Source organism: Sphingomonas sp. 7/4-4, from assembly GCF_027941955.1.
Lineage (GTDB): Bacteria > Pseudomonadota > Alphaproteobacteria > Sphingomonadales > Sphingomonadaceae > Sphingomonas.
In genome coordinates, this window is the sequence record NZ_CP115960.1 from 3,800,034 (window position 1) to 3,823,233 (window position 23,200).

The 23,200-nt window shown below is 64.7% G+C and carries 15 protein-coding genes, 1 tRNA gene and 3 pseudogenes; 9 read left to right on the forward strand and 10 right to left on the reverse strand.

All coding sequences use genetic code 11. From position 1 onward, the window contains the following. Window positions 1-14 precede the first annotated feature (14 nt). From PIB19_RS19525 to PIB19_RS19540, 4 genes are all read right to left on the reverse strand, one after another. Window positions 15-596, reverse strand: a complete 582-nt coding sequence (locus tag PIB19_RS19525; RefSeq protein WP_271238675.1) for a hypothetical protein — start codon at window positions 594-596, stop codon at window positions 15-17. A gap of 13 nt (window positions 597-609) precedes the next feature. After that, entirely contained in the window at window positions 610-1,173 is a 564-nt protein-coding gene (locus tag PIB19_RS19530) for a hypothetical protein (protein ID WP_271238676.1), read from the reverse strand. A gap of 24 nt (window positions 1,174-1,197) precedes the next feature. Next, the gene (locus PIB19_RS19535; protein ID WP_271238677.1) at window positions 1,198-1,779 is read right to left on the reverse strand and encodes a hypothetical protein; all 582 of its coding nucleotides are present in this window, start codon (window positions 1,777-1,779) and stop codon (window positions 1,198-1,200) included. Between the two features lie 123 nt (window positions 1,780-1,902). Next, window positions 1,903-2,466: a hypothetical protein gene (locus PIB19_RS19540; protein WP_271238678.1), complete on the reverse strand. Its 564-nt coding sequence runs from the start codon at window positions 2,464-2,466 to the stop codon at window positions 1,903-1,905. Window positions 2,467-3,139: 673 nt separating this feature from the next. Between PIB19_RS19540 and PIB19_RS19545 the strand changes: the two genes are divergently transcribed. Continuing rightward, entirely contained in the window at window positions 3,140-4,132 is a 993-nt protein-coding gene (locus PIB19_RS19545; RefSeq protein WP_271238679.1) for a glycosyltransferase family 87 protein, read from the forward strand. Window positions 4,133-4,447: 315 nt separating this feature from the next. Here the strand turns inward: PIB19_RS19545 and PIB19_RS23245 are convergent, their stop codons facing one another. The 5 genes from PIB19_RS23245 to PIB19_RS19565 form a co-directional block, all read right to left on the reverse strand. Beyond that, window positions 4,448-5,434, reverse strand: a complete 987-nt coding sequence (locus PIB19_RS23245; protein WP_336297197.1) for a TonB-dependent receptor — start codon at window positions 5,432-5,434, stop codon at window positions 4,448-4,450. Further along, window positions 5,380-6,666 carry a TonB-dependent receptor gene (locus tag PIB19_RS23250; RefSeq protein ID WP_336297198.1) on the reverse strand — a complete coding sequence of 429 codons (1,287 nt, stop codon included), beginning with the start codon at window positions 6,664-6,666 and terminating at the stop codon, window positions 5,380-5,382. Before PIB19_RS23250 ends, PIB19_RS23245 begins: the two co-directional genes overlap by 55 nt. A 244-nt stretch (window positions 6,667-6,910) precedes the next feature. Continuing rightward, entirely contained in the window at window positions 6,911-7,165 is a 255-nt protein-coding gene (locus PIB19_RS23815) for a hypothetical protein (RefSeq protein WP_443018651.1), read from the reverse strand. A 480-nt stretch (window positions 7,166-7,645) separates the two neighbouring features. Further along, window positions 7,646-11,797, reverse strand: coding sequence for an RHS repeat-associated core domain-containing protein (locus PIB19_RS19560; RefSeq protein WP_271238681.1), 4,152 nt, complete (start codon window positions 11,795-11,797; stop codon window positions 7,646-7,648). A gap of 63 nt (window positions 11,798-11,860) precedes the next feature. After that, a complete protein-coding gene (locus PIB19_RS19565; RefSeq protein ID WP_271238682.1) occupies window positions 11,861-12,043 on the reverse strand; it encodes a hypothetical protein in 183 nt (60 codons plus the stop codon). Window positions 12,044-12,395: 352 nt separating this feature from the next. Here PIB19_RS19565 and PIB19_RS19570 point away from each other — a divergent pair, with 352 nt between their 5' ends. Next, window positions 12,396-12,584 (forward strand): hypothetical protein, encoded by a 189-nt coding sequence (locus PIB19_RS19570; RefSeq protein WP_271238683.1) that lies wholly within the window; start codon window positions 12,396-12,398, stop codon window positions 12,582-12,584. 396 nt (window positions 12,585-12,980) lie between these two features. Next, window positions 12,981-13,424 carry an organomercurial lyase gene (gene merB, locus PIB19_RS23820; RefSeq protein ID WP_443018757.1) on the forward strand — a complete coding sequence of 148 codons (444 nt, stop codon included), beginning with the start codon at window positions 12,981-12,983 and terminating at the stop codon, window positions 13,422-13,424. 247 nt (window positions 13,425-13,671) lie between these two features. Here merB and PIB19_RS19575 read toward each other — a convergent pair. Then, a tRNA-Thr gene (locus PIB19_RS19575) sits at window positions 13,672-13,747 on the reverse strand. Between the two features lie 201 nt (window positions 13,748-13,948). Here PIB19_RS19575 and PIB19_RS19580 point away from each other — a divergent pair. From PIB19_RS19580 to PIB19_RS19605, 6 genes and pseudogenes are all read left to right on the forward strand, one after another. Then, a pseudogene (locus PIB19_RS19580) lies at window positions 13,949-15,203 on the forward strand (PAS domain-containing protein). 84 nt (window positions 15,204-15,287) lie between these two features. After that, a pseudogene (locus PIB19_RS19585) lies at window positions 15,288-19,910 on the forward strand (NAD-glutamate dehydrogenase). 97 nt (window positions 19,911-20,007) lie between these two features. Continuing rightward, entirely contained in the window at window positions 20,008-20,652 is a 645-nt protein-coding gene (locus PIB19_RS19590; protein WP_271238684.1) for a PepSY-associated TM helix domain-containing protein, read from the forward strand. 11 nt (window positions 20,653-20,663) lie between these two features. After that, window positions 20,664-21,188, forward strand: coding sequence for a DUF2271 domain-containing protein (locus PIB19_RS19595; RefSeq protein WP_271238685.1), 525 nt, complete (start codon window positions 20,664-20,666; stop codon window positions 21,186-21,188). A 12-nt stretch (window positions 21,189-21,200) separates the two neighbouring features. Then, window positions 21,201-22,073 (forward strand): annotated as a pseudogene (locus PIB19_RS19600) (DUF4198 domain-containing protein); the annotation flags it as partial. 97 nt (window positions 22,074-22,170) lie between these two features. Beyond that, window positions 22,171-23,046, forward strand: a complete 876-nt coding sequence (locus PIB19_RS19605; protein ID WP_271238686.1) for an FAD:protein FMN transferase — start codon at window positions 22,171-22,173, stop codon at window positions 23,044-23,046. The last annotated feature ends 154 nt before the right edge of the window (window positions 23,047-23,200 follow it).

A 23,200-nucleotide genomic window follows, 5' to 3' on the forward strand; every position in this document is an offset into this window, starting at 1 on the left:
ATGATACATGCTCATCACAAGCCTCCGCCTGAAGGTGCCGGGCCGAGCGTCACGATGACGAGGCCGCTATAGGAACCGGCGGTCAGCAATGCGTCCGACGGTGCAGTGAAATTGGAGAGGTTGACGGTCAGGTCGGCGATCTTCGGCGCGCCCTGCGTCGCCCCGACGCTCGATGCGCTCGGCGTTCCGCCGCCCGCTGTGGCGCCGGTAGTCGTGGTTGCCGCGCCCGGAGCCCAGTTGGTGACCGCCGCCGTGTAGTTCACCGCGCGGGCGAACCCGGTCGGAGCCGGCGTCGCGTCACTGTTGACCAGGGCAGTCGCGGTCACGGTGATCGCGGAACCGGCAAAGTTGCAGAACGAGCCGGCAAGCGTGACTGTGCGCGGCGTGATCGCGGCGATCCTGCCGACGCGCGTGCCCGACGTCGTCGCCAGCTGGCCGAGATCGACCGGTGCCGGCGTCGGCGTCCCCAGCATGCACAGCTGGGAGACGTTGCCTGCGACCGCGACGTCACCCGTCGCGGTGTCGGTCACCGTCTGGCCGTGCGCGATACCCGGCAGGGCGGCCGCGGCGAGCAATGGAAGGATAAGGCGCTTCACGGTCCCGGTTTCCTCAATTCAAGAGCGGCAGGCTGACGTTGGGCGTCAGCGTGACCAGGACCTGGCCCGAATAGCTGCCGGCAACGAGGATGCCGCCGGTCGGCGACGAGGAGCCCGCCAAAGTCACCACGACGTTGCCGGTGAACAGGCCGACCGGAACGGCCGTGCCGGCCCCGGCTGACAGGGACGTGTCGGTGGCGGTTGCGCTGTTGGCGAGAGCGCTCGCCGAATAATTGACTACGCTGTCGAAGCCCGTGGGGGCCGCGCCGACAAAGGTCGTGTCGACCAACGGCTGCGCCTCGACGCTCATCGATGCGGCAGTGCCGTTGCACCAGCCGACCAGCGTGCGGGCCTGGCCGTCGAGCTTGCTGGTATCCAGTTTGCCCGCGGTCGATCCCGATCCCTGCAGCGCCAGTTCGCCGGCATTGATGACGGCGGATGGCGTCGTGAACTGGCAACGGTCAGCGACCGAACCGTTCACCGTGACAGTGCCCGTTGCCGACGTCGACTGAGCGGCGGCGGGCAGGGCGGCAGTAGCGGCGACGACCGCGGCGACTGCAAGGATCGAGTTCTTCATGTCATTATGCTCCGATGAAGCCGATCACGCGCCGGGCGCGATGACGATCGAGATGTTTCCGGTGTACGAGCCCGCGACGAGCAGGTCGGTCGGCAGGGCCGTGCCGAACGTGTCCGCCGTGATGGTCACGTTCGCGCTGCCGTTATTGGCCAGGCGGCCACCGGCGGGTGTCGCTGCGGTCGGCAGGTTGCGGCTGTCGTTGCTCACCGTGGCCGTACCGGCCGGCGTGAGCGCGACGGCGACATTGGCGTTATAGTCGATCCGGGCCGCATAACCGGCCGGAGCGAGGCCCGCGGTGGTCAGCTGGGTCGAATCGACTGCAATGGTCGGGTTCGACGTGTTGCAGACGACGCGGAATGCGAGCGTGGCGGGCCCCGACGCGTTGAAGCGCGTGGCGAGGTCGGTCGCCATCGTGCCGTCTGCCTGGGCCAGTTCGCCGAGCGCCACCGTGCTGGTGAAGGTGCTGCCCGAACCGGGCAGGACGGCGCACTTGTTGGCGACGCTGCCGGTGATGTTGACGGTGCCCGTCACCGTCTGTGCCGATGCCGGCACGGCGATGGTGAGCATGGTGCCGGCGCCGAGCGCCGCGATCAGATACTTGTTCATTGTCTTGCCTTTTCCCATTCAGATTGAATCCGACGGTGCGCCCGGCCGATGACCCGGCACCCTCCCCTTCGACAATCGAACGGCCGCCCCGAGGCTGGGTGAGCCGCTCTGTGCGCGGCGCCGTCATGACGCCGCGCTCACCGTCACCGTTAAGGTGTCGGAATAGATGCCCCCGATCAGCGCGCTCGAGCCGTTGTAGGCGGGCGCGCTGACGCGGAGATACGTGCCGGGCTGATTGACCGACGTGGAATTGAGCAGAAGGCCTTGCGACATGCTCACGGGCCCGCGGAATGCGCAGGGTGCCGCCGCGGCTGCCGCCAGTGTCGCTACGGTGCAAGTGCCCGTCGCCGTGCTCGACGATCCGACCAGGTTGAGCGACACGTCATAGGGTGCCAGCACGGCATAGCCGGGCGAGACCGATCCGCCGGTCTGCAGGCCGCCATTGGCCGAGACCACCGCAACCCGCGAAGGGCCGGTGCAATCGAGCTGGAAGCTGAAATCGTGGCTGAAGCCGGTGACGTCGAAGTCGGGCTGATTGTAACTGCCCGAGGGTGCCGATCCCGTCGCGAAGCCGCAACGGCCGCCGACCGAAGCGGTCACCTGCACCGGCAGCTGGCGGTTGCCGCCCACGACACCGGGCTGGCCAGCGGCATATACCGTCTGTGCGGCGGCAGCATGCGGCAGCATGGCAACGCCAATCGCGAGCAGACATATGCCTATTGAACACCGGCCAATCACAGTTCCCGCCCCTCCCAAGGCAAATGAACGATTGGCTAATGATCAATTCATCCCGCTAAAACGCAAGAAGATTTTTTAAAGCTTTAATTAACCATTTGATGAGTCTAAAGAAAAACCTATATGGGCTAAGGATATATAAATATATCTTTGGATATAATGAGTCAGAAATACGTCGGTATTACTTGTGTATGAATGAGACAAATATTTTACTTCGCAGTATTGTACCTAAGTTTTTCGGAAAATAACCTCGCATCTTGAGCCGCAATGTCGAGGATGTTATCAGATATACTACTGTGTTCGGAGAGGTCAGCGTTGAACGATCGGCCACCGACAAGATGAATCGGCCTAAAACGCCGAACAGAAAAATGACGCCGGATTAGAATAAAGTCCCGATTCCTGGCACGTATGTGTCCTTCATCCAGTTCTCGAACCCAGCCGCGCCGAACGACTCGGAGTTCTGCCACTCGCTCTTGCCCGGGATTATCGCAGGAGGTCCCCCAACGCGCCGGGAGTGACGGGGCGCCGGAATGTCATTCCCGACATCTATGGAGCATGACGGTCACCGCCAGGGCAGGGGGCTGCTGCCGTTGCACTCGGGACGACGATACGGAATGAGGACTCTATGAAGCTCGACGACGTCGATGATCAAGGCACTGGCCCGAAACCAGCGAGGGGGCCGTTGTTCAGCGATGCGCGAGTGCGACCGGTCGCCTGGGGATGGTGCCTGGCCTGGCCCATCCTGCTCGCCATGCACCTCGCCGGGCAGCTCCGCGCCGGCTGGACCGACAATGTCGATCGCCCGTTTGGAGAGGATTTCATCAACTTCTGGTCCGCGGCGCGCCTGGCGATGACAGGCGCCTCAGGATCGATCTACGATATCGAGGCTTTCCACGCGTTCGAAGTCCGCGTGGTTGGCAACGCCATAGACCTCTATCACTATAGCTATCCTCCAACCCTGGCATTGCTGACCTTTCCGTTCGCGCTGCTGCCGTATCCCGTGGCCTGGGGAGCGTGGCAGCTGCTCGGCTGGCTTGCCTTCGCCCTGGCACTGCGGCGGTTCGCGCCAGGCGGCTGGCTGCTCGTTGCGTTTGCCTGGCCGGCGGTGTTCATCAACGCGATGGGCGGGCAGGCGGGTGCCTGGATCGCGGCGATCCTCGGCTGGGCGTTGATCCTGCTGCCCCGCCGGCCGTTGGTCGCCGGGCTACTCCTCGCGTTGCTGACCGTGAAACCGCAACTTTTCTGGCTGGTGCCGATCGCGTTGCTTGCCGGAAAGCAATGGCGCGCCCTGATCGGCCTGGCCGTCGGCGGGGCGCTGTTGCTCGCGCTCGCCACTTTGTGTTTCGGCGTCGAGATCTGGCCGGCCTATGCGCAGCAGGCCGCGATGCTGAAGCGCGTGATCCTCGAGGACGGCGCTGGCGTCTGGCACCGCATGATCTCGATCTTCGTGCTGGTGCGGCATCTGGGCGCTCCTCCCGCTGGCCTATTCGGCGCAAGCGCTGGTGAGCCTGGCGGTCGCGGCAATGGTCTTTTGGGCCTGGCACCGCGACACTCCGGCAAAGGTGCCGCTACTGGTCACCGGCATGGTTGTCGGTTCGCTCTATGTCAGCGACTATGATTGCGTCATGCTCGCCTTTCCGGCCGTATGGTTGTGGTCGCAAGCCACCGGGCCCCGCATATGGATTGTGCTCGCAGCGCTTCTCCCGCTGATCGCCGCGGTGCTGGCGGTATCCACCGGCGCGGCGATAGGCGCTCTGTTGCTGTGGCCGCTTATGCTGGCGCTCTGGCGGGCTAATTCGTTTCCTGCGTCGGGAGAATCAAATACGTGAGGCCGTAGCCCTGCATCTTTGACGCGAGCTATGACCTGACTTGCCTCGATGCGGCCGCGGCTCGCCCGCTTCCCGTCTCGGCAGCCGATGAAACAGGCAGGTCGTCAGCGCATCCGCGTCCTGAGCGACAGGCCGAAAATCCGCGGCTCGTTGACGAAGCCGGTATTGTTGTTGAAGTCGATGCCGCCTTTGACATTCTCCTCGTCGGTGATGTTTCGGACGAAGGCGGCGAGCTCGAAGCTGCCGTCGCGCCTGGCGTAGCCGATGCGAAGTCCACCTTCGAACTGGCCGTCGCTGTAGAATTCGCGCGACTGGTAGAGGAAGAAGTTGGTGTAGCCTTGATAGGCCCAGTCGGTGAAGGCGAAGATCTCGCCGCCGTCGCTGACGGGAATCGCATAGCGCGCGGTGGCGTCCACGATCCATTCCGGCGCTTGCGGGAACGGATTGCCGTCGACCAGCGCGCGTTGCGTGCCAGCGATCGTAACCAGCGGATCCGTGACGGTGCACTGCGCGCAGATGCCGACTGCAAGGTCGGGATCGTCGATCCTGGTATTGTTGTAGCTCACGCCGGCGGTGAAAGTGAGCGACGATGTCGGGCGGAATTCGGAATCGAGCTCGAATCCCCAGGCCTTGCCCTTGTCGGCATTGAGCAGCTGGACGAGGTTGCCGCTGCCGCCGACTGCAGTGAACTGCGGATCGTCGACCGTATAGGTGAAGGCGGTGGCATTGATGCGCACGCGGCGATCGAACAGCTCGCTCTTGAAGCCGGCCTCCCAGGACAGGATCTTCTCCGATGTCGCGACCGAGGGCGGATTGAAGAAGGCGACGTCGCGGCCCTGGATCGATGGGGCGCGGAAGCCGCTGGCGACGCGGCCGTAGATGCTGAACGTCGGCGTGAAATCGTACATCGCGCTGACGTCCCAGCTGACGCGCGCGTCCGAGACCGAGCGATCGTCGGCAGATGATCCGCCAATTACCTCGAATTGCTTGTCGTCCTCGGTATAGCGCAGTCCGCCGGTGAGCTTGAATGCGTCCGTCAGCTTGTAGCTCGCCTGGCCGAACACCGCCCAGCTCTGATTCTGGTGACGCACGGTGGTAGGCGGGGGAAGCTGAAGCCTTCGGTCAGCACGGTGAAGTCGCTATCGAAATAATAGGCACCGACCTGCCACCCGAACGGGCCGCCGCCAGTGCTGGCAAGCCGAACCTCCTGCGTCCATTGGTTGAGATCGAGCGAGTCCTGCGTATCGGACTGGAAGGGAATGAAACCCGGACCGTCCGTGGCGGTGCCGCCGTCGACATCGGCACGGCTGCTGCCTTGCGTGGTTTCATAGGCAGTGATCGAAGTGAGCACGGCACTCCCGAAATCATAATCGAGCTTCAGCGAGCTGCCCCAGCCCCGATACTGGGCGCGATTGTCGCCGCCTGCGTCCAGATACACCGTATCGCGCTTGAAATTGCCGTTGAGGTCATTGTTGCCGGGGCCGAGAATATTCGCGCGGAACACCGCCGCGGCGCCTTCGCCGTCGAAGCGGCGATAGTGGATATTGGCGAGCGCACTGAACGCTTCGGTCGGCGTGAACAGCAGCTGCCCGCGCGCGGCGACTTCGTCATACTGGCCATAGGCGTTTTTCTGGCCGGTGAAGCCGTTGTCGATCCAATTGTCGCGATGCTGGAAGAGCACCGAGACGCGCGCCGCGAGCCTGCCCGGAACGATCGGCCCGCCGGCGCCCGCATCGGCGCTGACCGTGCCGTAGGTTCCCGCCGAAACCGAGGCCTGCGCGCTGAACGTGTCGGACGGCTTGACCGTGTCGAACTTGATGATGCCCGCCGGCGTGTTGCGGCCGAACAGAGTGCCCTGCGGTCCGCGGAGCACCTCGACGCGTTCGATGTCGAACACCGGCGTGCTCTTCAGCGCGACATTCTCGAGCACGACATCGTCCATGATGACGGAGACGGGCTGCGAGGCGGCGAGATCGAAATCGGTGTTGCCGAGGCCGCGGATATAGAAGCGTGGCGCGACGCGGCCGTTCGAACTCTCCGCATAGAGTCCGGGCACGCGGGTCGCGAGCGCAGTGATGTCGTTGCCCGAATCGAAGATCGTCTGAAGCTGCTCGCCGTCCATCGTCGCGACCGATACCGGCACGTCCTGGATGTTCTCGGCGCGCCGCTGCGCGGTCACGACGATCTCCGGAATCGCGCTTTCCTGTTCGCTCTCGGTATCCTGCGCCTGGGCAGCGCCCGCTGCGGCCATGAGAGGAAGCGCTGCGGCCACGGTGACGAGCCAGCGGGTGCGGGAGCGAATGGTCGCGCGGTCTTGGTGCATCGGAACCCCTTGTCTGCCGCGGGCACACCCCAGTTGGCTGCGCTGCAATGCAGCGAATCCCGCTCGTCAAGAAACTGACACAGAAACGACGCTTTCGCGATAGGATTCGGGAACGGTGCGGCAACTCGAACGAATTTTTGCTGCGGCGCAAAGCGATTGCGGCCAGCCGCCTCGGCGGATTTTGAATGGCCGCATGGCCTGCAGTGTCGATAACATCGATTCAGGGCAGTCCCTGGGAGCAGATCTACCTTACGGCTGCCGCCCCGGCGGCATCGCGCGCCAGATGCGCGTCGTCCATCGGGGTAGCTCGCAAACCGCCACAGCCACAGCCGCTCCAGCGGTGGGCGAAGTTGATCCGGCGCGAATATCGACGATGCGCCTCGGCCGGCGCGCGCCGCAGGCCATCCGCATCCGCCGGAACCAGGATCAGGTGAACGTGATTGGGCATCAGGCACCAGGCCAGGCAATGCACGTCGCGCTGGCGGCAGGCTGCAGACACCAGTTCGATATATGCGGAATAATCCTCGTCCTCGAAGAATACCGGCTGCCGCCGGTTGCCCGCTGGGTCACGTGATGCGCAACCTGGGGAACCACAATGCGCGCCAGCCTTGCCATCTCCGCAATCTATCGGATCGCGCGCGTTTGGCAATTAGGTATAGTGTCGCCGGAATTTTCCGGAATTTTAGGTATAGTGTCCCCGGAATTTTATGTCTTCGCAATTCCTAGTGCCCCCGGAATCTTGGAATTCCCGATTACGGAGCAACGGCATCCGCACAGCTCGCCTTGTACGCAACTCTATAAAAACGAATACTGTAAAATATGTTTGCGCAGAGACCAGATGATATCATATATCCAAATACCATCGATAAAGAGTTTTCAGGAAAACTATAAGATACAAAACTTATGGCGCAATACAATAGTGGGATAACAGAGATCAAAGCCGTAAAATACAATAATTTATCCAACTTAGTTTCCATGGTTATTTCCCGGTGCATATGTTGTTTACAAGTTTATCAAATTTCTTCTGGAGATAAAGCCCTGCCACTCCGCCAGCTACCATCCCAACGATGCCGCCGATGCGGCCAGCCCTAGCTCCAGCAATCGCAGTTGAGCCGACTCTAGAGCCTATAACCTCACCGCTGTTCATCGCACGGAAAGCTGTAATTCCGGTCGCTCTTCCGATAGCGTTGCCAATAGCGCTTCCTGCAAGACCGGTAGCAAGTTGCACAGGGTCGGAGCCCACGTTGTTGAGCGCAAACACGCATACACGGTCGGGTTTCGGCGGCTCTACCTTTTTCGGCGGCTCTGCCTTTTTCGGCGCGTTAACCTCGAGCTCACAGCTCTTGTCGCCTTCTTTGCAATCGAAACCAACATCTCCGGTTCCTGGTTGCTCCAACACGTCCCCAGGGACAATGAAACCTCGTCCTCCTAGAGATTCAGTGAGCGGATCAAACACGTTTGTCCAACCACACCTCTCATACCCCTCAATTCCTAGACAGTTATAAACCATCTTCAATCCTGTCGGATCGACGAAATTGACCGGATCCCCGCCAACGTAGTTATACAGATTCGTTCCGTCGCCGTACCCGATCGGATCGGTTTGCATGAATCGCCCCAGCGTGGGCGAATACATCCGCGCCTTGTAGTAATACATCCCAAGCTCGGGCAGCCATGCCTGGCCGGTGTACTGGAAGCGGCCGATGTTGGTCGATGCCGGGATGCCGTACTCGTCATAAACGTTACCTGCGATAACGGTGCCCGAGGCATTGCTCACGGCAACCACCGAGCCACGCTCGTCGGCGTGCAGCCAGCGCCGGTCGCTCGTGCCTGCCCCTTCGTACCAGACGACGGGCTCATCTACGCCGGGACCCGGCACATAGCGTCGCAAAAAGGTCAGTGGCGTGGCAGGTAACGCGCGCATCTCGGCGATCATCTGACCGCCCGACCATGCAAAGCGCAAATCTCCGGTCGGCGTAGTTCCGTATTGAAGCAGCTGGCCTCCGGCTGGTTCATACACCATGGTCGCGTCCGGCGCCGACCACATCCGGTTCTCGGCGGTATAGCCGTAGCTCGAGCTGCCGGAACTGGTCAGGTTGCCGCGCCCGTCATAGCCGAGACTGGTCGCCCCCGCCGTGGTCATCTGGTTGAGGCCGTTCACGCCGTAGCTGCGGTCGACATTGTAGTGGCCGCCCCATGAATATGCGTCATTCGAACGGGTAGCCGAAGCGATCTGGCCGGCCGGATTGTAGCTGAAGGAATGGGTAAAGTCATGGGCGCTGCCCGCCATGTCCTGGCTGAACGAGGCAAGGCGCGACACTGCGTCGTAGCTGTAGTTCGTGGTCGTGCCGTTGCCACGCGTGACGCTCGCCCTTCGCCCGAGATCATCATAGAGGTAGATCGCCAGCACACCGGCGCCGGAGCTCGCCCCGTTTTCCCGGATGGCCGTCATCTCGCCGGTGACGTTGTACTCATAATTGACGTAGAAGCCGTCGTACCAAGTCAGCCGGGTCTGCCGCCCGGCCAGATCGTAGGCGTGGTACGTCGCGGCGTTATATTTCTGCTCGGTTAGCAGCCGACCAAGCGCGTCGTAGCTGAAGGCATTGGTAGCCCAACCGTTGCCGATCGCGCTGGTCAGGCGTCCCAGCAAATCATAGCCATAGCCCACGCTCCAGTCGAGATACGCACTCCCGGGCGTGTTCTTGACCGCCATCCGATTGAGATTGTCATAGCCATAGGTGATCGTCTGGCCGTCGCGCAGGCGACGGCTGGTGACATTGCTCGCGGCGTCGTAGCCGAGCTGCTCATAGTCGGTGGTCGAGCTCGTGGCCGCGGCGACCGTGGTTATCGGGTAACGCGTGATCGAGGGCCGATCGAAGCCGTCATATTCGTAAGTGGTCTTGTTGCCCTCGGCGTCGGTGACGCTCGCGAGTTTGCCGTTGCCGGTATAGCTGTTGATCACCTCATCCGACTGGTCGGCGGTTCCATAAGCCGTCTGCACCTTGGTGAGCTGGCGGGCGCTGTCGTAATTGTTGCGCGTGATGCGGTCCGGTCCGGCCGCTCCTGATGTCGTCAAAGTGCATGCATCAGGCAGCGAGCCCCAGGTCGCGCTGTTCATCCGGACAGCAGTGCAATCGTAAAGTCCGGCCGGATCATAGGCATACTGCACCACCTGATACGTCGAGCCGCCCGCACTCAAGGTCTGTTTTACCGCGCGGTCGGCAGCATCATAGTCGGTACCCACCTGCTGCAGGCTCGAAAAACCAGCCCAGTCACCGTCGCTCTGGCTGTTGACGTTGCCCGTTTCGGCAAGCGTCGGCCGCCCCTTCACATCATAGGTGATGCGCTGTGCGCGAGGCTTGAGCGATCCGCCCCCGTCGGGGTCGGGGCTGGTGACGCCCACCAGTTGCCGCGCGGCATCGTAGCGATAGCGCGTGGTATCGCCGCTTCCCACAAGCGGGCCATCGACCGTCATAGCGTTGCCGACGTCGTCGTAGACCACGCTCGTCGTGGCGGTCAGCGACCCGTTTCCGGCGCCTTTGCTGACGACGTTCGGCAGACCATTGGTGTCATAGCCGATGCTGGTCTTTACCTCGTCGGCCGTCCCGGCGCACGAAGCCGTGGTCTGGCAAGTCGAGACGCCGCTGACCTGCTGAACGCCGTTGATTGCCGAATAGCTGTAAGTGGTCGTCGGCCGGATTCCGCCGCTGGCTGCCGCGGGCAATGCGACGCTCACCAGCTCACCGGTGGTCGTGTTGTAGCTATAGTCGGTCTGATTGGTCTTCGGGTCCCGGGTCCAGTTCGGCTGGTTGCACTTGGCCGCATAGGTGCAGGACGCGTCGTAATCGGAGGCCGAGACGATGTCGGCAAGCCCGGAGCCGGATTTCGCGACGTCGCGCCGCTCGGTGACGTTGCCGCGGGCGTCATAGGTGATTTGGGTGTAGTTTCCCTCGTGATAGGTGATGCGAGTCACGCGCCCGTTCGAATCATATTGCCAGGAGGTCGTGTGGTTGAGGGGATCCTGCACCGACTTCATGCGCTGCGAAGCGATGTCGAAGACATAGTTGGTCGCGCCGGCAGTCGGCGGGGTGACCGTGACGAACCGCTCGCCGCCCGAATCATACGATGAATACGCGGTCGTACCGATCGGGGAGGTGACCGCCGACACTCTGCCGCCGGTATAGGCGATCGTCACGTCCTCGGCGCTGCTTCCGGGCCGCTTGATGCCGACCACGGCGCCATTGCTCGAACGAAAACCCGTGGTCGGGTTGATCTCGTCGGTGATGTTGTAGGTCGTGCCGTTCCATCCGAAGCTCTGCGTGCGCACACTCGCGCCGGACACACCTGTGTTGGTCATCGAAACGCCGGTGATGTCACCCCAGGCCGACCAATAGCTGCTGTCTGGAACTTCGTCCGGATCCCAACTCAGTCCATCCCAGTTCCCGTAGACAAAGATCAGGCGATATTTCGAGTTGTTGGTGACGTTGGCGATCCGATACGCCGTTCTTGTCTGTGTGCAGACATTGCCTGCGCCGCCCGGCTTGTTTGCCGCACAATAGGACACGGAGTCGTACGTGTAGGTAGTCACCTCGCCGTCGGGCCGCGTGATATCGGTCACGATGCCGGTCGAGCTTCCGTAAGGATAGGCCCCGACATAGGTCTTGGTGAAGTGCGCGACGCTGCCGTCGGCCATGGCGTAGGTGTACACATTGCCGCTCAGCGACAGGCTGGTCCCGTTGCCTTCGGTGCCGGCGTACGTGGTGCCCGAGACCGTGAAGCGGTCGGTCTTGCCGGCATAATAGATGTAGACTGTGGAGCCGCTCACGGTGAGCGAGGCCATGAGGTTATCGCCCCAGCCGGTGTTGCCGCGGTTGAGCTTGTAATAAGAGAGACCCTGCGCGCCGCCCTGTCCGGCCGAAAGCGCTGGCCCGTCGGTGTTCATCGTACCCAGGAAAAGATCAACGCCATTTGAGTCGATCGATTGCCGCACCGGCGCGGCGGCGGCGACCTGCGCCCTGGCCGCCGGTATCAGGCACAGGCCACCGATCGCGGGCACGGAGAGGATCGAGCAGGCAAGCAATCTGGCAATGGCGCGGCGCGCGCCCGGGCGCACGGCCCCGACGTTGTTCAGCATCTGTATCCCCTGTCGGAAGAGTGGAAGTGCCCCGGTGCCGCTGCGATGGCGGCGCGCCCGGCTCTACGGCGGCGGCGGGTTGGGCGAGCCGGTGACCTTGAGGTTGCGGCGGTTGTTCGCCTTGTCGTGCGTGTATTCGTACTTCACGCCGTTGTTCACTGCGCCCGATCGCTCGGCCTTGATGAGCCGGCCCTTGGCGTCATAGGTGTATGTGATCGTCTCGGAGGCGCCTGCTTGTGCGGTCACGAAGCCGCAGGACGCCAAAACAAAGCCCAGGCGCAAGACACGCATACCGACCCCCTCGATTAACCGCAAAGCCCGTAATCGCAATAATGGGAATGTTCGCCTGCGCCCCGGGGCGAATCGCTTTTGTTTCGATTATGATGAGAGCGCAACTTGGCATCGCGCGCAACGCCTAAGTCTGGTTCATGCGCGGTTAGTATCGAAGCTGGGCTTGCCCCACCGGAAGGCCCGGCGCACGATCGTCTTGTGCTGGACTATGCCTTCTCCGCGGCTCTTTCGCGGCTCCCGATGGCAAGCTGGGCCTACGGCACCTCTTTGGACGACCCGGCCAGGTCGACATCCGTCGGGGCTCACGGTGGTCCTGGGATGTTTCATCCTGTTCGGCTCCTCCAGCATCGTGGCCGGACTGCGGAACCTGATCCGTGAAGGTGGCGCGCGCCTCCCGGCGCCGGTCGCGCAGGCGGAGGTCTCGCCACTGGCAACGCCGCCGCAACGGCCTGCCGGTTACGACCCTTATGCCGGTGCTGCCGTGCCCACGCGGTAACTGGTTCGCTGATGTTGCGTACCGGAAGCAACGCGGGCATTTCGTCAGTAATGGAGGTTGTATCTGCCTTCTTCGTCCTGCCCTGGATGCCGGCGCGCTGCACTGCTATCGCCATCGCGCCGTGAGCTCGGGGTGATGGGACTCGCTACAGGACGAGGAGGACGGGATGGCAGCTTTGAGCTCGCAGGATCAGGATCTTCGGGGTGCTCTTACGAGATTGATCGCTCGGGAAGGGCACGCGCCGTCCATTGCGGATTTGGCCAAGGAGTGCCTGCTCACGCCAAGCGAGGCTCAAGCCGGCCTGCGGCGACTTGCCGACGCCCACGCATTGCTGCTTCATCCGGATTCAGATGAACCTTGGGCTGTGCATCCGTTCGCCTTGGCGCCTGGAAGCTGTTGGGTCGAAGCCGGGGGCAGGGGTATTGGGCGAACTGCCTATATTGCGCATTCGGAATTGCCGCAGCGCTCAAATGCGACGCGACCATCACCACCCGATATGGAGGAGAGGCCGATACGGTGCGCTACCGTGTCGAGCACAATTCGGTTGAACCCTGCTCTGACCTCTTCCACCTTTCAACGCCGCCTCGGAAATGGTGGGACAACGTCATATTCGCGTGCTCTTCTTTCCAGCCGTTTCGAAACAGGCGGGAGATAGAGGATTGGGTCGACCGGCACCGGCTCCCCCAAGGTGCCGTAATGACAATCCCCCAACTTTGGGCCTTCGCTCAGGAATGGTACGGAGAGTATCTGGCAACGCCGTGGCGGAAGCGAACGCCCGATGAAGCCTCCGACTTGTTTCGCCGGCATAACCTCACTGGCGCATTCTGGGCATTCGACTAGCTCTCGGGTAACAATCATCGGATCTTTCCCCAGCAAGGTGCCTTCACGCATCGCTACCGCTGCAAGCCGTCCCGCGGGATACCTGTCGGTCTGGCTTATGGAGGCACCTTGAACAGGTATCGAACCATACCCTTTCCCGAAGGGTTTTGCGTAGGTTGAGCTGGAAATCCTGCCCAACGTGCCCCAAGCGGCCACCCAGCCGAACGCACGTTCGCCGGCAAGGTTCGGAGTTTCCTACTGAAAGTGGTGGTGCCGCTTACAGGACTCGAACCTGTGACCCCCGCATTACGAATGCGATGCTCTACCAGCTGAGCTAAAGCGGCCCGTCCGAAGCGTGTCGCCCCGGAAGAGAGCGCGCGCTTACCAGCATGATTCGTAGCTGACAAGCGTTGCGATTTGCTTGCCGCGCCGCAGCCCGGCACTGCAACAATACGTACCCGGCGGGCTTTACGCGTCGTTTACCATGGAGGGTGCACAAGCTCTGGCTCAAGGATCGGGCGGGTTGCCCGCAACGGAGCACGCGCATGGACATGGCTCGCGGTATCAATGAGCCCTTTGACTCGACTCCCGAGGTGTCGAACGACGATGCCGTTTCGGATCGGCCGATGGAAATCGGCGCCGACGAGCGCCGCATGCACGTGCGTGCGTACAATTATTGGGTCTCGCTGCTCCATGGCCGCGCTTATCCCTCGATCGAGAATCTCGATCCCGAGAATATCGCCGATTTCGGCCCGCACAGCGTGCTGCTCGATTTCACGCGCGGCGTCTCGGATCCCTCGATTCGCTTCCTCGGCGAGTCGCTGCGCGAGGAATGCGGTTTCACGCCGTCGATCCAGACCGTCGGCGAAGTGCCGAGCCGCTCGCTGCTCTCGCGCCTGACCGACCATTATCTCCAGATCATCGCCAATCGCGCACCGATCGGCTTCGAGGCCGAATTCGTCGGCCAGCGCGGGCACAACACGCTGTATCGCGGCATCCTGATGCCCTTCTCGTCGGACGGCGAGACGATCGACTTCATCTATGGCGTGATCAACTGGAAGGAACTGGTCGACGCCGAGACCCAGGCGCGTCTCAATGCGGAGATCGAGGAATCGCGCCGTGCCGTTCCGCAGACTCCGGTTGCCGCCGCGGTCTGGGCCGACGGGCCAAGCGCCGGCTTCGATGCGGTGGGGGAGGCTGTCGAGGCGCTCGCCCATGATTCGAGCCTCGCCGACCAATTGATGCTGGCGCGCGAGATCTGCGGCCGCGGCGCGCGCATCCGACACGCGCAGCCGTTCGGCGCTCTACCGTGCACTCAGCCGCGCCTATGATTTCGCGCTCGCCGCCGAGGCGGAGCCCGAGGGTTACCAGCTATTGCTCCGCGACGCCGGCCTCAACATGCAGGCGCGCGCGCCGATGACGCCGCCGGTCAAGCTCGTCTTCGGTGTGGATTACGACAAGACCCGCCTCACCGAATTCGCTGCGGTGCTCAGCTATGCCCGCCGCCAGGATGTGCCGCAGAATGGGCTCGACGCCTTCCTCGAGGTCGCTCCGGGCGGAATCAAGGGCGTGGTGAAGGCCGAGCGTGATCATCGCCGCCCGGCACCGGCGCGCGATGTCTTCGCGCAGGCGGCCGAGGAGATGCGCAGCCGTCCGCCGCTCGGCCATGTCGCGATGCCGACGCACGGCGAGTTCGTCGTGCTGCTCGCGCGGGCGGGCCATGACGGCCTCGATATCGTCGCCAGCTTCGAAGACGACACGGCGCTCACCGAACGCGCGATCCGCAAGGCCGCCGCCTGAGTTTTTCGATAAACTAGTCGCAACCGTTACTTTCTTGCGCGCCGAGCCTTGAGGTCGGGCGCCGGGCAGAGCATAGCGGCGCCCATGAAAAGCATGATGACGTCGCTCACGCAGGCGTTCGAGGCGCAGCTGCTCGAAGGAGCGCTGCCGGGAGAGCTGGAAGGCCTTGACGAGGGCGAGCGCGCCGAAGCGGCCGGCTTCGTCGCCGAAGCCGCGGCGGTGCGCCCCCGGGCAGCCCGCAGATCCGGCTGGAGACCTATCTCGACGAGGAACGCCGCAGCATGCGGCTCGCGGTCGTCAACGACGACATGCCCTTCCTCGTCGATTCGATCTCGGGCGCGATCGCCGCGCACGACATCGCGATCTTCCGCCTCATCCATCCCGTGATCGCCGTCGAGCGCGACGGCGACGGCAAGCTCGTCTCGATCGGTCCGGCGGCGGCCGCCGCCCGCCGCGAATCGATGATCTATATCGAGATGGAGCGCAGCGACGCGCGCACGCGCCGCAGCCTCGTTTCCGAGATCGAAAGCACGCTCGCGCAGGTTCGCAGCGCAGTCGAGGACTGGCGCGCGCTCCAGGCCGCGATCGTCGCCGATGCCGATGCGTTGCCGACCGCCGAGGGCACGGCGCTGCTCCGCTGGTTCAACGACGGGGCGATGACTCTGCTCGCGCACGAGAAGTGGCGCACCGACGGCAAGGTCTCCGATCAGCTCGGTCTCGCACGCTACAAGCTCGACACGCCGATCCTCGCCGAGGCATCGCGCGAGGCCGCGGTCGAGCATTTCCGCAAGGGCGGCGAATCGCCCTTGCTGCTCAAGTCGAATTCGATCTCGACCGTGCATCGCCGCGTGCCGCTCGACATCGTCGTCGTGCCGATCCTCACCGGCGCGGAAGTGACCGGCCTGTCGATCCATGCCGGGCTGTGGACCAGCGCCGCCTTGTTCGCCGATCCGCAGGACGTGCCGTTGCTGCGCACGCGCCTCGCCGGGCTGGAGAAGAAATTCGGCTTCGATCCCAAAGGGCATACCGGCAAGGCGATGTCGCACGCGCTGACTGCGCTGCCGCATGACCTGACCACGGCGTTCGACGCGGCCTCGCTCGAAAATCTCGTGCTCACTGCGATGTCGGTCGCCGATCGGCCGCGTTCGAAGCTGGTGCTGGTCCGCAGCCTGCTCGGGCGGCACCTCTTCGCTTTCGTCTGGCTGCCGCGCGACGAAGTCTCGACCGGCCGCCGCGAGGCGATCGGCGACATGCTCGCCGATGCCGCCAGCGCGAAGCTGATCAACTGGTCGATCGCGCTCGAGGACGGTGTCGTCGCCTTGCTGCGCTACACGCTCGATCTGCGCGGCGGCGGCGTCATGCCCGATGCCGGCGAGCTCGACACGCGACTGGCGCGGATGCTGCGCGGCTGGGTGCCCGCGGTCGAGGCGGCCCTGGTCGAACAGGCCGGCGGCGCGTCGACGCGCCTCGCATTGCGTTTCGCCAATGCCTTCCCCGCGGTCTATCGCGCGACCAGCACGCCCGAGGAAGCCGCGCGCGACATCCTCCGCATCGCCACGCTCGACGGCGCCGGCGATCGCTCGGTCCGGATCACCCCGCATCCGACCCGGAAGGGCCAGTACCGGATCAAGCTCTACGCCCAGGGCGGCGCGCTCGCATTGTCCGACGCGGTCCCGGCATTCGAGAATTTCGGCTTCCGGGTGATCGAGGAAGTGCCGACCCAGCTCGCCAACGGCTGCTTCCTCCACGATTTCGAAGTCGCGCTGACCGGCACCGCCCCGGCGCTCGCCGACGATCCGACTCTCGTCGAGGATGCCATCGCCGCGGTGCTCGAAGGCCGCGCCGAGAACGACATCTTCAACCGGCTGATCGTCGAGGGCGGCATGCGGCCGACTTCGGTGGTGCTGTTCCGCGCCTGGTTCCGCTATCTCCGCCAGACCGGCATGAACTACGGCATGGGCACGGTGGTCGACGCGCTGCGCCGCGCGCCCAAGGTCGCCGCCGCGCTGATCGAGCGGTTCGAGGCCGCGCACGATCCCGCCCGCGCCGGCAAGGACGAAAGCGCCCTCAAGGCCGCAGCCAAGGCGATCGACGCCGGGCTCGATCAGGTCTCGGCGATCGACGACGATCGCATCCTGCGCACCTTGCGCGGCGTCGTCCTCGCCACGCTCCGTACCAACGCCTTCGCGCCCGCCGCGGCCGAAGCGCTCGCCTTCAAGATGGATTCGGCCAAGGTCCCCGGGCTTCCGGCGCCGCTCCCTGGCGCGAGATCTGGATATACAGCCCGCGCGTCGAGGGCATCCACCTGCGCGCCGGCCCGATCGCGCGCGGCGGGCTGCGCTGGTCCGATCGCCGCGACGACTTCCGCACCGAGATCCTCGGGCTGATGAAGGCGCAGCGCGTCAAGAACGCCGTGATCGTGCCGACCGGCGCCAAGGGCGGCTTCTATCCCAAGCTGCTGCCGTCGCCCGCAGTCGATCGCGACGCCTGGTTCGCCGAGGGCACCGAGAGCTACCGCGTCTTCATCCGCGCGCTTCTGTCGGTCACCGACAATATCGTCGCGGGCAAGGTCGTCCATCCCGATCAGGTCGCGATCCTCGACGGCGAGGATCCCTATTTCGTCGTCGCCGCCGACAAGGGCACCGCCACCTTCTCCGACGTCGCCAACGCACTCGCGGTCGAGCGCAACTTCTGGCTGGGCGACGCCTTCGCCTCGGGCGGGTCGCACGGCTATGACCACAAGGCGATGGGCATCACCGCCAAGGGCGCGTGGATATCGGTCCGCCGGCACTTCCTCGAAATGGGCGTCGACGTGCAGTCCGAACCCATCCGCGTCGCGGGCTGCGGCGACATGTCGGGCGACGTGTTCGGCAACGGCATGCTGCTGTCCAAAGCGCTGAAGCTGGTCGCGGCGTTCGACCATCGCCACATCTTCCTCGATCCCGATCCCGATCCGGCGAAGAGCTGGGACGAGCGCGCCCGCATGTTCGCGCTGCCGCGGTCGAGCTGGGCGGACTATAATCCGGACCTGATCTCGAAGGGCGGCGGCGTGTTCCCGCGCACCGAGAAATCGATCCCGCTCAGCGCCGAAGTGCAGGCGATGCTCGGCCTCGATGTTCCCGAGATCGATCCCAACAGCCTGGTCTCGGCGATCCTCAAGGCCCAGGTCGACCTGCTCTGGTTCGGCGGCATCGGCACCTATGTGAAGGCCGCGAGCGAGAACCATGTCGAAGTCGGCGATCCCGCCAATGACCGGCTCCGCGTCAATGCCGAGCAGGTCCGCGCCAGGGCGATCGGCGAGGGCGCCAATCTCGGCGTCACCCAGGCCGCGCGCATCGCCTTTGCCAGCCATGGCGGCCGGATCAACACCGACTTCATCGACAATTCGGCGGGCGTCGATTGCTCGGACAACGAGGTCAACATCAAGATCGCGCTCAACCGCGAAGTGATCGAGGGCCGGCTCGCTTTCGAGGACCGCAACACTTTGCTCGTCGAGATGACCGACGACGTCGCGCATCTCGTGCTCGAGGATAATCGTCTCCAGACGCTCGCACTCTCCTTCATGGAGAATGACGGCGCGGTGTCGCTGCCCAGCTATGTCCGGGTGATCGAGATCCTCGAAAGCACCGGCCGGCTGGATCGCGCAGTCGAGGGGCTTTCGTCGAACGAGGAGCTGCTCCGCCGCGCGCAGGAGGGCAGGGGCTCACCCGGCCCGAATTGTCAGTGCTGCTCGCTTCGACCAAGCTCGCGCTGCAGGACGCGATCGAGCACGGCCAGCTGGGTGCTGACCCCGAACTCGATGACGATCTGCGCGCGGCTTTCCCGCACGCGATGCAGCAACGCTTCGCCACGGCGATCGACGAGCATCGCCTGCGGGGCGAGATCGTCGCGACCAAGCTCGCCAACCGCATGGTCAATCGCCTCGGCGTGCTCCATCCGTTCGAGCTCGCCGAGGAGGAAGGCGCCTCGATGGCCGATATCGCGGCGATGTTCGTCGTCGCCGAGCGGTTGTTCTGCTTGCCCGCGGTCTGGGAAGCGGTCGAGAATGCGCAGATCGGCGAAGGCGCGCGCCTCGCCTTGCTCGACGAGATGGCAGTTGCGGTGCGCGGCCAGGTCGCCGATCTGCTCCGCGTCTGCCGGCCCGGCGCGGGCCCGGCCGAAGTGATCGCCCGGCTCAAGCCCGGCATCGACGCGCTCGACAAGCAGGCCAAGGCGCTGCTGCTCGACGAAGTGAAGAGCCAGAGCGGGCGCATCTCGGCCAAGCTCGAAGCGGCCGGCGCGCCGCCCGAGCTCGTCGCCAAGGTCGTCCGGCTGTTCGAGATGGACGGCGCGGTCGGCCTCGCCGAACTCGGCGTGCGCAAAGGGATCGACGAGACCGTGCTCACCCGCGCCTTCACCCATCTGGGGCAGGCGCTCGGGCTCGACTGGGCCCAGTCGACCGCGGCGCGGATCACCACCGGCGATCCGTGGGAGCGGCTGCTCATCGCGGGCCTCGCGCGCGACTTCCAGCAGCTCCGCCTCGAATTCCTCAGCCGCTCGGGCGGGAAGGACCCGCAGGCGGCCGTGGAAACCTGGCTCGAGGCGAACCGCGCCCGGGTCGATCAGTTCGCGAACCTCGTCCGCCGCGCGCGGCAGGTGGCGGTGCCCAACGCCGCAATGCTCGCGCAGATCGCGGGCCAGGCGCGCGTGCTGCTGGGGCGGGAATAGGAATTTACGGCAGTAGATTCCGCCACCCTCATGATTGCAATTGCGAATCGTTCGCGTTATCGGCGGAGCTCCTGATCGCTCGAGTCATCCCCACCTCATGCATGGTACCGCCGCCACTCCGGCCAAAGTGAAGCGCAGCCGGAAGAGCTTCTGGCTGAAGCAGCTCCATACCTGGCATTGGATGAGCTCGGCGGTGAGCCTGGTCGGGCTGCTGCTGTTCGCGATCACCGGCTTCACGCTCAATCACGCCGCCGATATCGAAGCCACGCCCCAATCGGTCGAGCGCGCAGCGCAATTGCCGCCGCCGCTGCGCGCTTTGGTGAAGCCCGACGACGCGCCCGACAGCAAGAAGCCGCTGCCCGCGGCGGTCGCCAAGTTCGTCGGCGAAAAGCTGGAAATGCCCACGACCGGCGACGCCGAATGGTCGATCGATACCGTGTATCTCGCCAAGCCGCGCCCCGGCGGCGACGGCTGGATCTCGATCGATCGCGAGACCGGTGCCGTCACCAGCGAAGTCAGCTCGCGCGGCTGGATCGCCTATCTCAACGATCTCCACAAGGGCCGCAACGCCGGCACCGTGTGGAAATGGTTCATCGATGTCTTCGTGTTCGCGTGCATCGTCTTCACGCTCACCGGGCTCGTGCTGCTGTGGATGCATTCGCGGCACCGCAGGAGCACCTGGCCGATCGTCGCGGCGGGGCTCGCCATCCCGGCTTTGCTCGCCATCTTCTTCATCCACTAAAGGGTTTCGCCATGCAGATCCGCCTGACCGGTCTCACTGCAACCGCCTTCGGCGCGGGCGCGCTCGTCGCCGGCCCGGCCGCGGCGCAGACGCTCGACCTGACGGTCACCATCCCCAAGCTCAGCGTCGCCGAATATCACCGCCCCTATGTCGCGATGTGGCTGGAGAAGGAGGGTGTCGCCCCGCGCACCATCCAGATCTGGTACGATGTCGACAAGAAAGGCGGCGAAGGCACCAAATGGCTGCGCGACGTCCGCCAATGGTGGCGCGCCTCGGGCCGGTCGACGTCTTTCCCGGCCGACGGCGTCAGCGGCGCCACCCGCGCGCCGGGACCGCAGAAGCTCCGTCTCGTCGGCGGCCGCGGCGGCATGCCGACGCTCAGCCCGGGCAATTACACCCTCATCGTAGAGGCGGCGCGCGAAGTCGGCGGGCGGGAGGTCGTCCGCCTGCCTTTCGCCTGGAACGGCACTTCGGCCACCGCCGCTGGCAAAGGCTCGACTGAGCTCGGTGGCGTGTCGCTCACGCTCAAGCGCTAAAGGGGGAACATCATGAACCTACGCATGCCACTCATCGCGATCGGCGCCGTCGCCGCGCTCGCCGCACCGGCGGCGCTCGCGCACCGCATGTGGATGATCGCCTCGTCCACCACCGTCTCGGGCGCCGATAACTGGGTAACCGTCGACGCCGCGGTGTCGAACGATCTGTTCTTCTTCGATCACCAGCCGATCCGCGTGGTACCGACGGTCCTCCAGCCCGATGGTACCGAAGGCGCGGTCGAGAACCATGCCGTCGGCAAGTTCCGCGCGACCTTCGACGTGCACCTGACGCAGCAGGGCACCTATCGCATCGGCGTGGTCAATCAGGGCGTGTTCGGCAGCTACAAGCTGAACGGCGAGAACAAGATGATCCCGCGCGGCACGACCGCGGACAAGCTCGCTTCGGTGATCCCGGCGGGCGCGACCGACGTCCAGACCACCGAGAGTCTCTCGCGCAACGAGATCTATGTGACGCAGGGTGCGCCGACCACCACGGTGTTCAAGCCCAGCGGCAAGGGCATCGAGCTCGTCCCCGTCACCCATCCGAACGATCTCGTCGCAGGGGAGGCCGCGACCTTCCAGTTCCTGCTCGACGGCAAGCCCGCGCCCGATCTGTTCGTGACCGTGATCCCCGGCGGCATCCGCTATCGCGATGCGCTCAAGCAGCAGGATCTCAAGACCGGCGCCGACGGCAAGGTCTCGATCAACTGGCCCGATCCCGGCCTCTATTGGGTCAACGTCACCCCCACTCGCCCGCGCGAGGAAGGCCAGGGCGGGCCGGGTGCAGGCGCTCCCGGCGCCGGTGGTCCGCAGGGCGCAGGCCGTCCGGCCGGCCCGCCGCAGCGCCGCGTGAGCTATGTCACCACGGTCGAGGTGCTCGCCCCTGACCGCAGCCCGGATCGCGATACCGGCGGGCCTCTCGCCGGGGGCGTTCCATCGCCGCCGCGCGGGCGCCCCGCTCGTCTGGTTGGGCGGCGAGACGATGGGCACGAGCTGGTCGGTCCGCGCTGTCGATCCGCCGGCGGAACTGCGCGCCGAGATCCATGGCGTCCTTGCGCGCATCGTCGCCGAGATGAGCCATTGGGAGCCGGGTTCGAACCTCAGCCGCTTCAATCGCGCCGAACCTGGCCGCTGGCAGCCGCTCCCGCCCGGCTTTGCCCAGGTCCTCGCTGCCGGCCTCGCGATCGCCGATGCGAGCGGCGGCGCCTTCGATCCCGCAATGGGCGCGCTCGCCGATCTCTGGGGCTTCGGCCCCACAGGCCCGCAACCTTTCCCTGCTGACGCGGCAGTTGCTTGGGCGCTTGCCCGCTCGGGCCATCGCCATATCGAGCAGGACGGTGCCCGTGCCCGCCGCACCGCGCCCGTCGCGCTCGATTTCTCGGGCATCGCCAAGGGCTATGCCGTCGACGCGGTCGCCGAGCGCCTGCGCGGGCTCGGCCTTTCCGACTTCCTCGTCGAGATAGGGGGCGAGCTGCGCGGCGAAGGCATCAAGCCCGATGGCCAGCCCTGGTGGGTCGATTGCGAAGCGGTTCCCGGCGTGGCCGCCGCGCCGCTGCGCGTGGCGCTCCACGGCCTGTCGATCGCCACTTCGGGCGATTATCGCCGCGGCTTCGACGCGAACGGCCGCCGCTACGCCCACACGATCGATCCGCGCTCCGGCAGGTCGCTCGAAAACCATGTCGCCTCGGTCAGCGTGCTCCACGCGAGTTGCCTGCACGCCGATGCCTGGGCGACTGCGCTCGGCGTGCTCGGGCCCGCCGGCATGGCATTGGCCGAGCGCGAGGGTCTCGCCGTCCGCTTGCTGGTCCGCGGCGTCGGCGAATATCTGTCGCCGATGCTGAAGGCGATGCTCGATTAGGGCGTATCGATATTCAACAGCTGACTCCTCCCTGCTTGCAGAGCACAGGGTAAACAGCGCGGGGCGCTGTTTACCCTGTGCTGGGCTGGGGTGGGTGCGCGCGTCTGCGCGCCTAAAAGAATCTCTGACTTCGCAGCAAAATAGCACCGGCTGG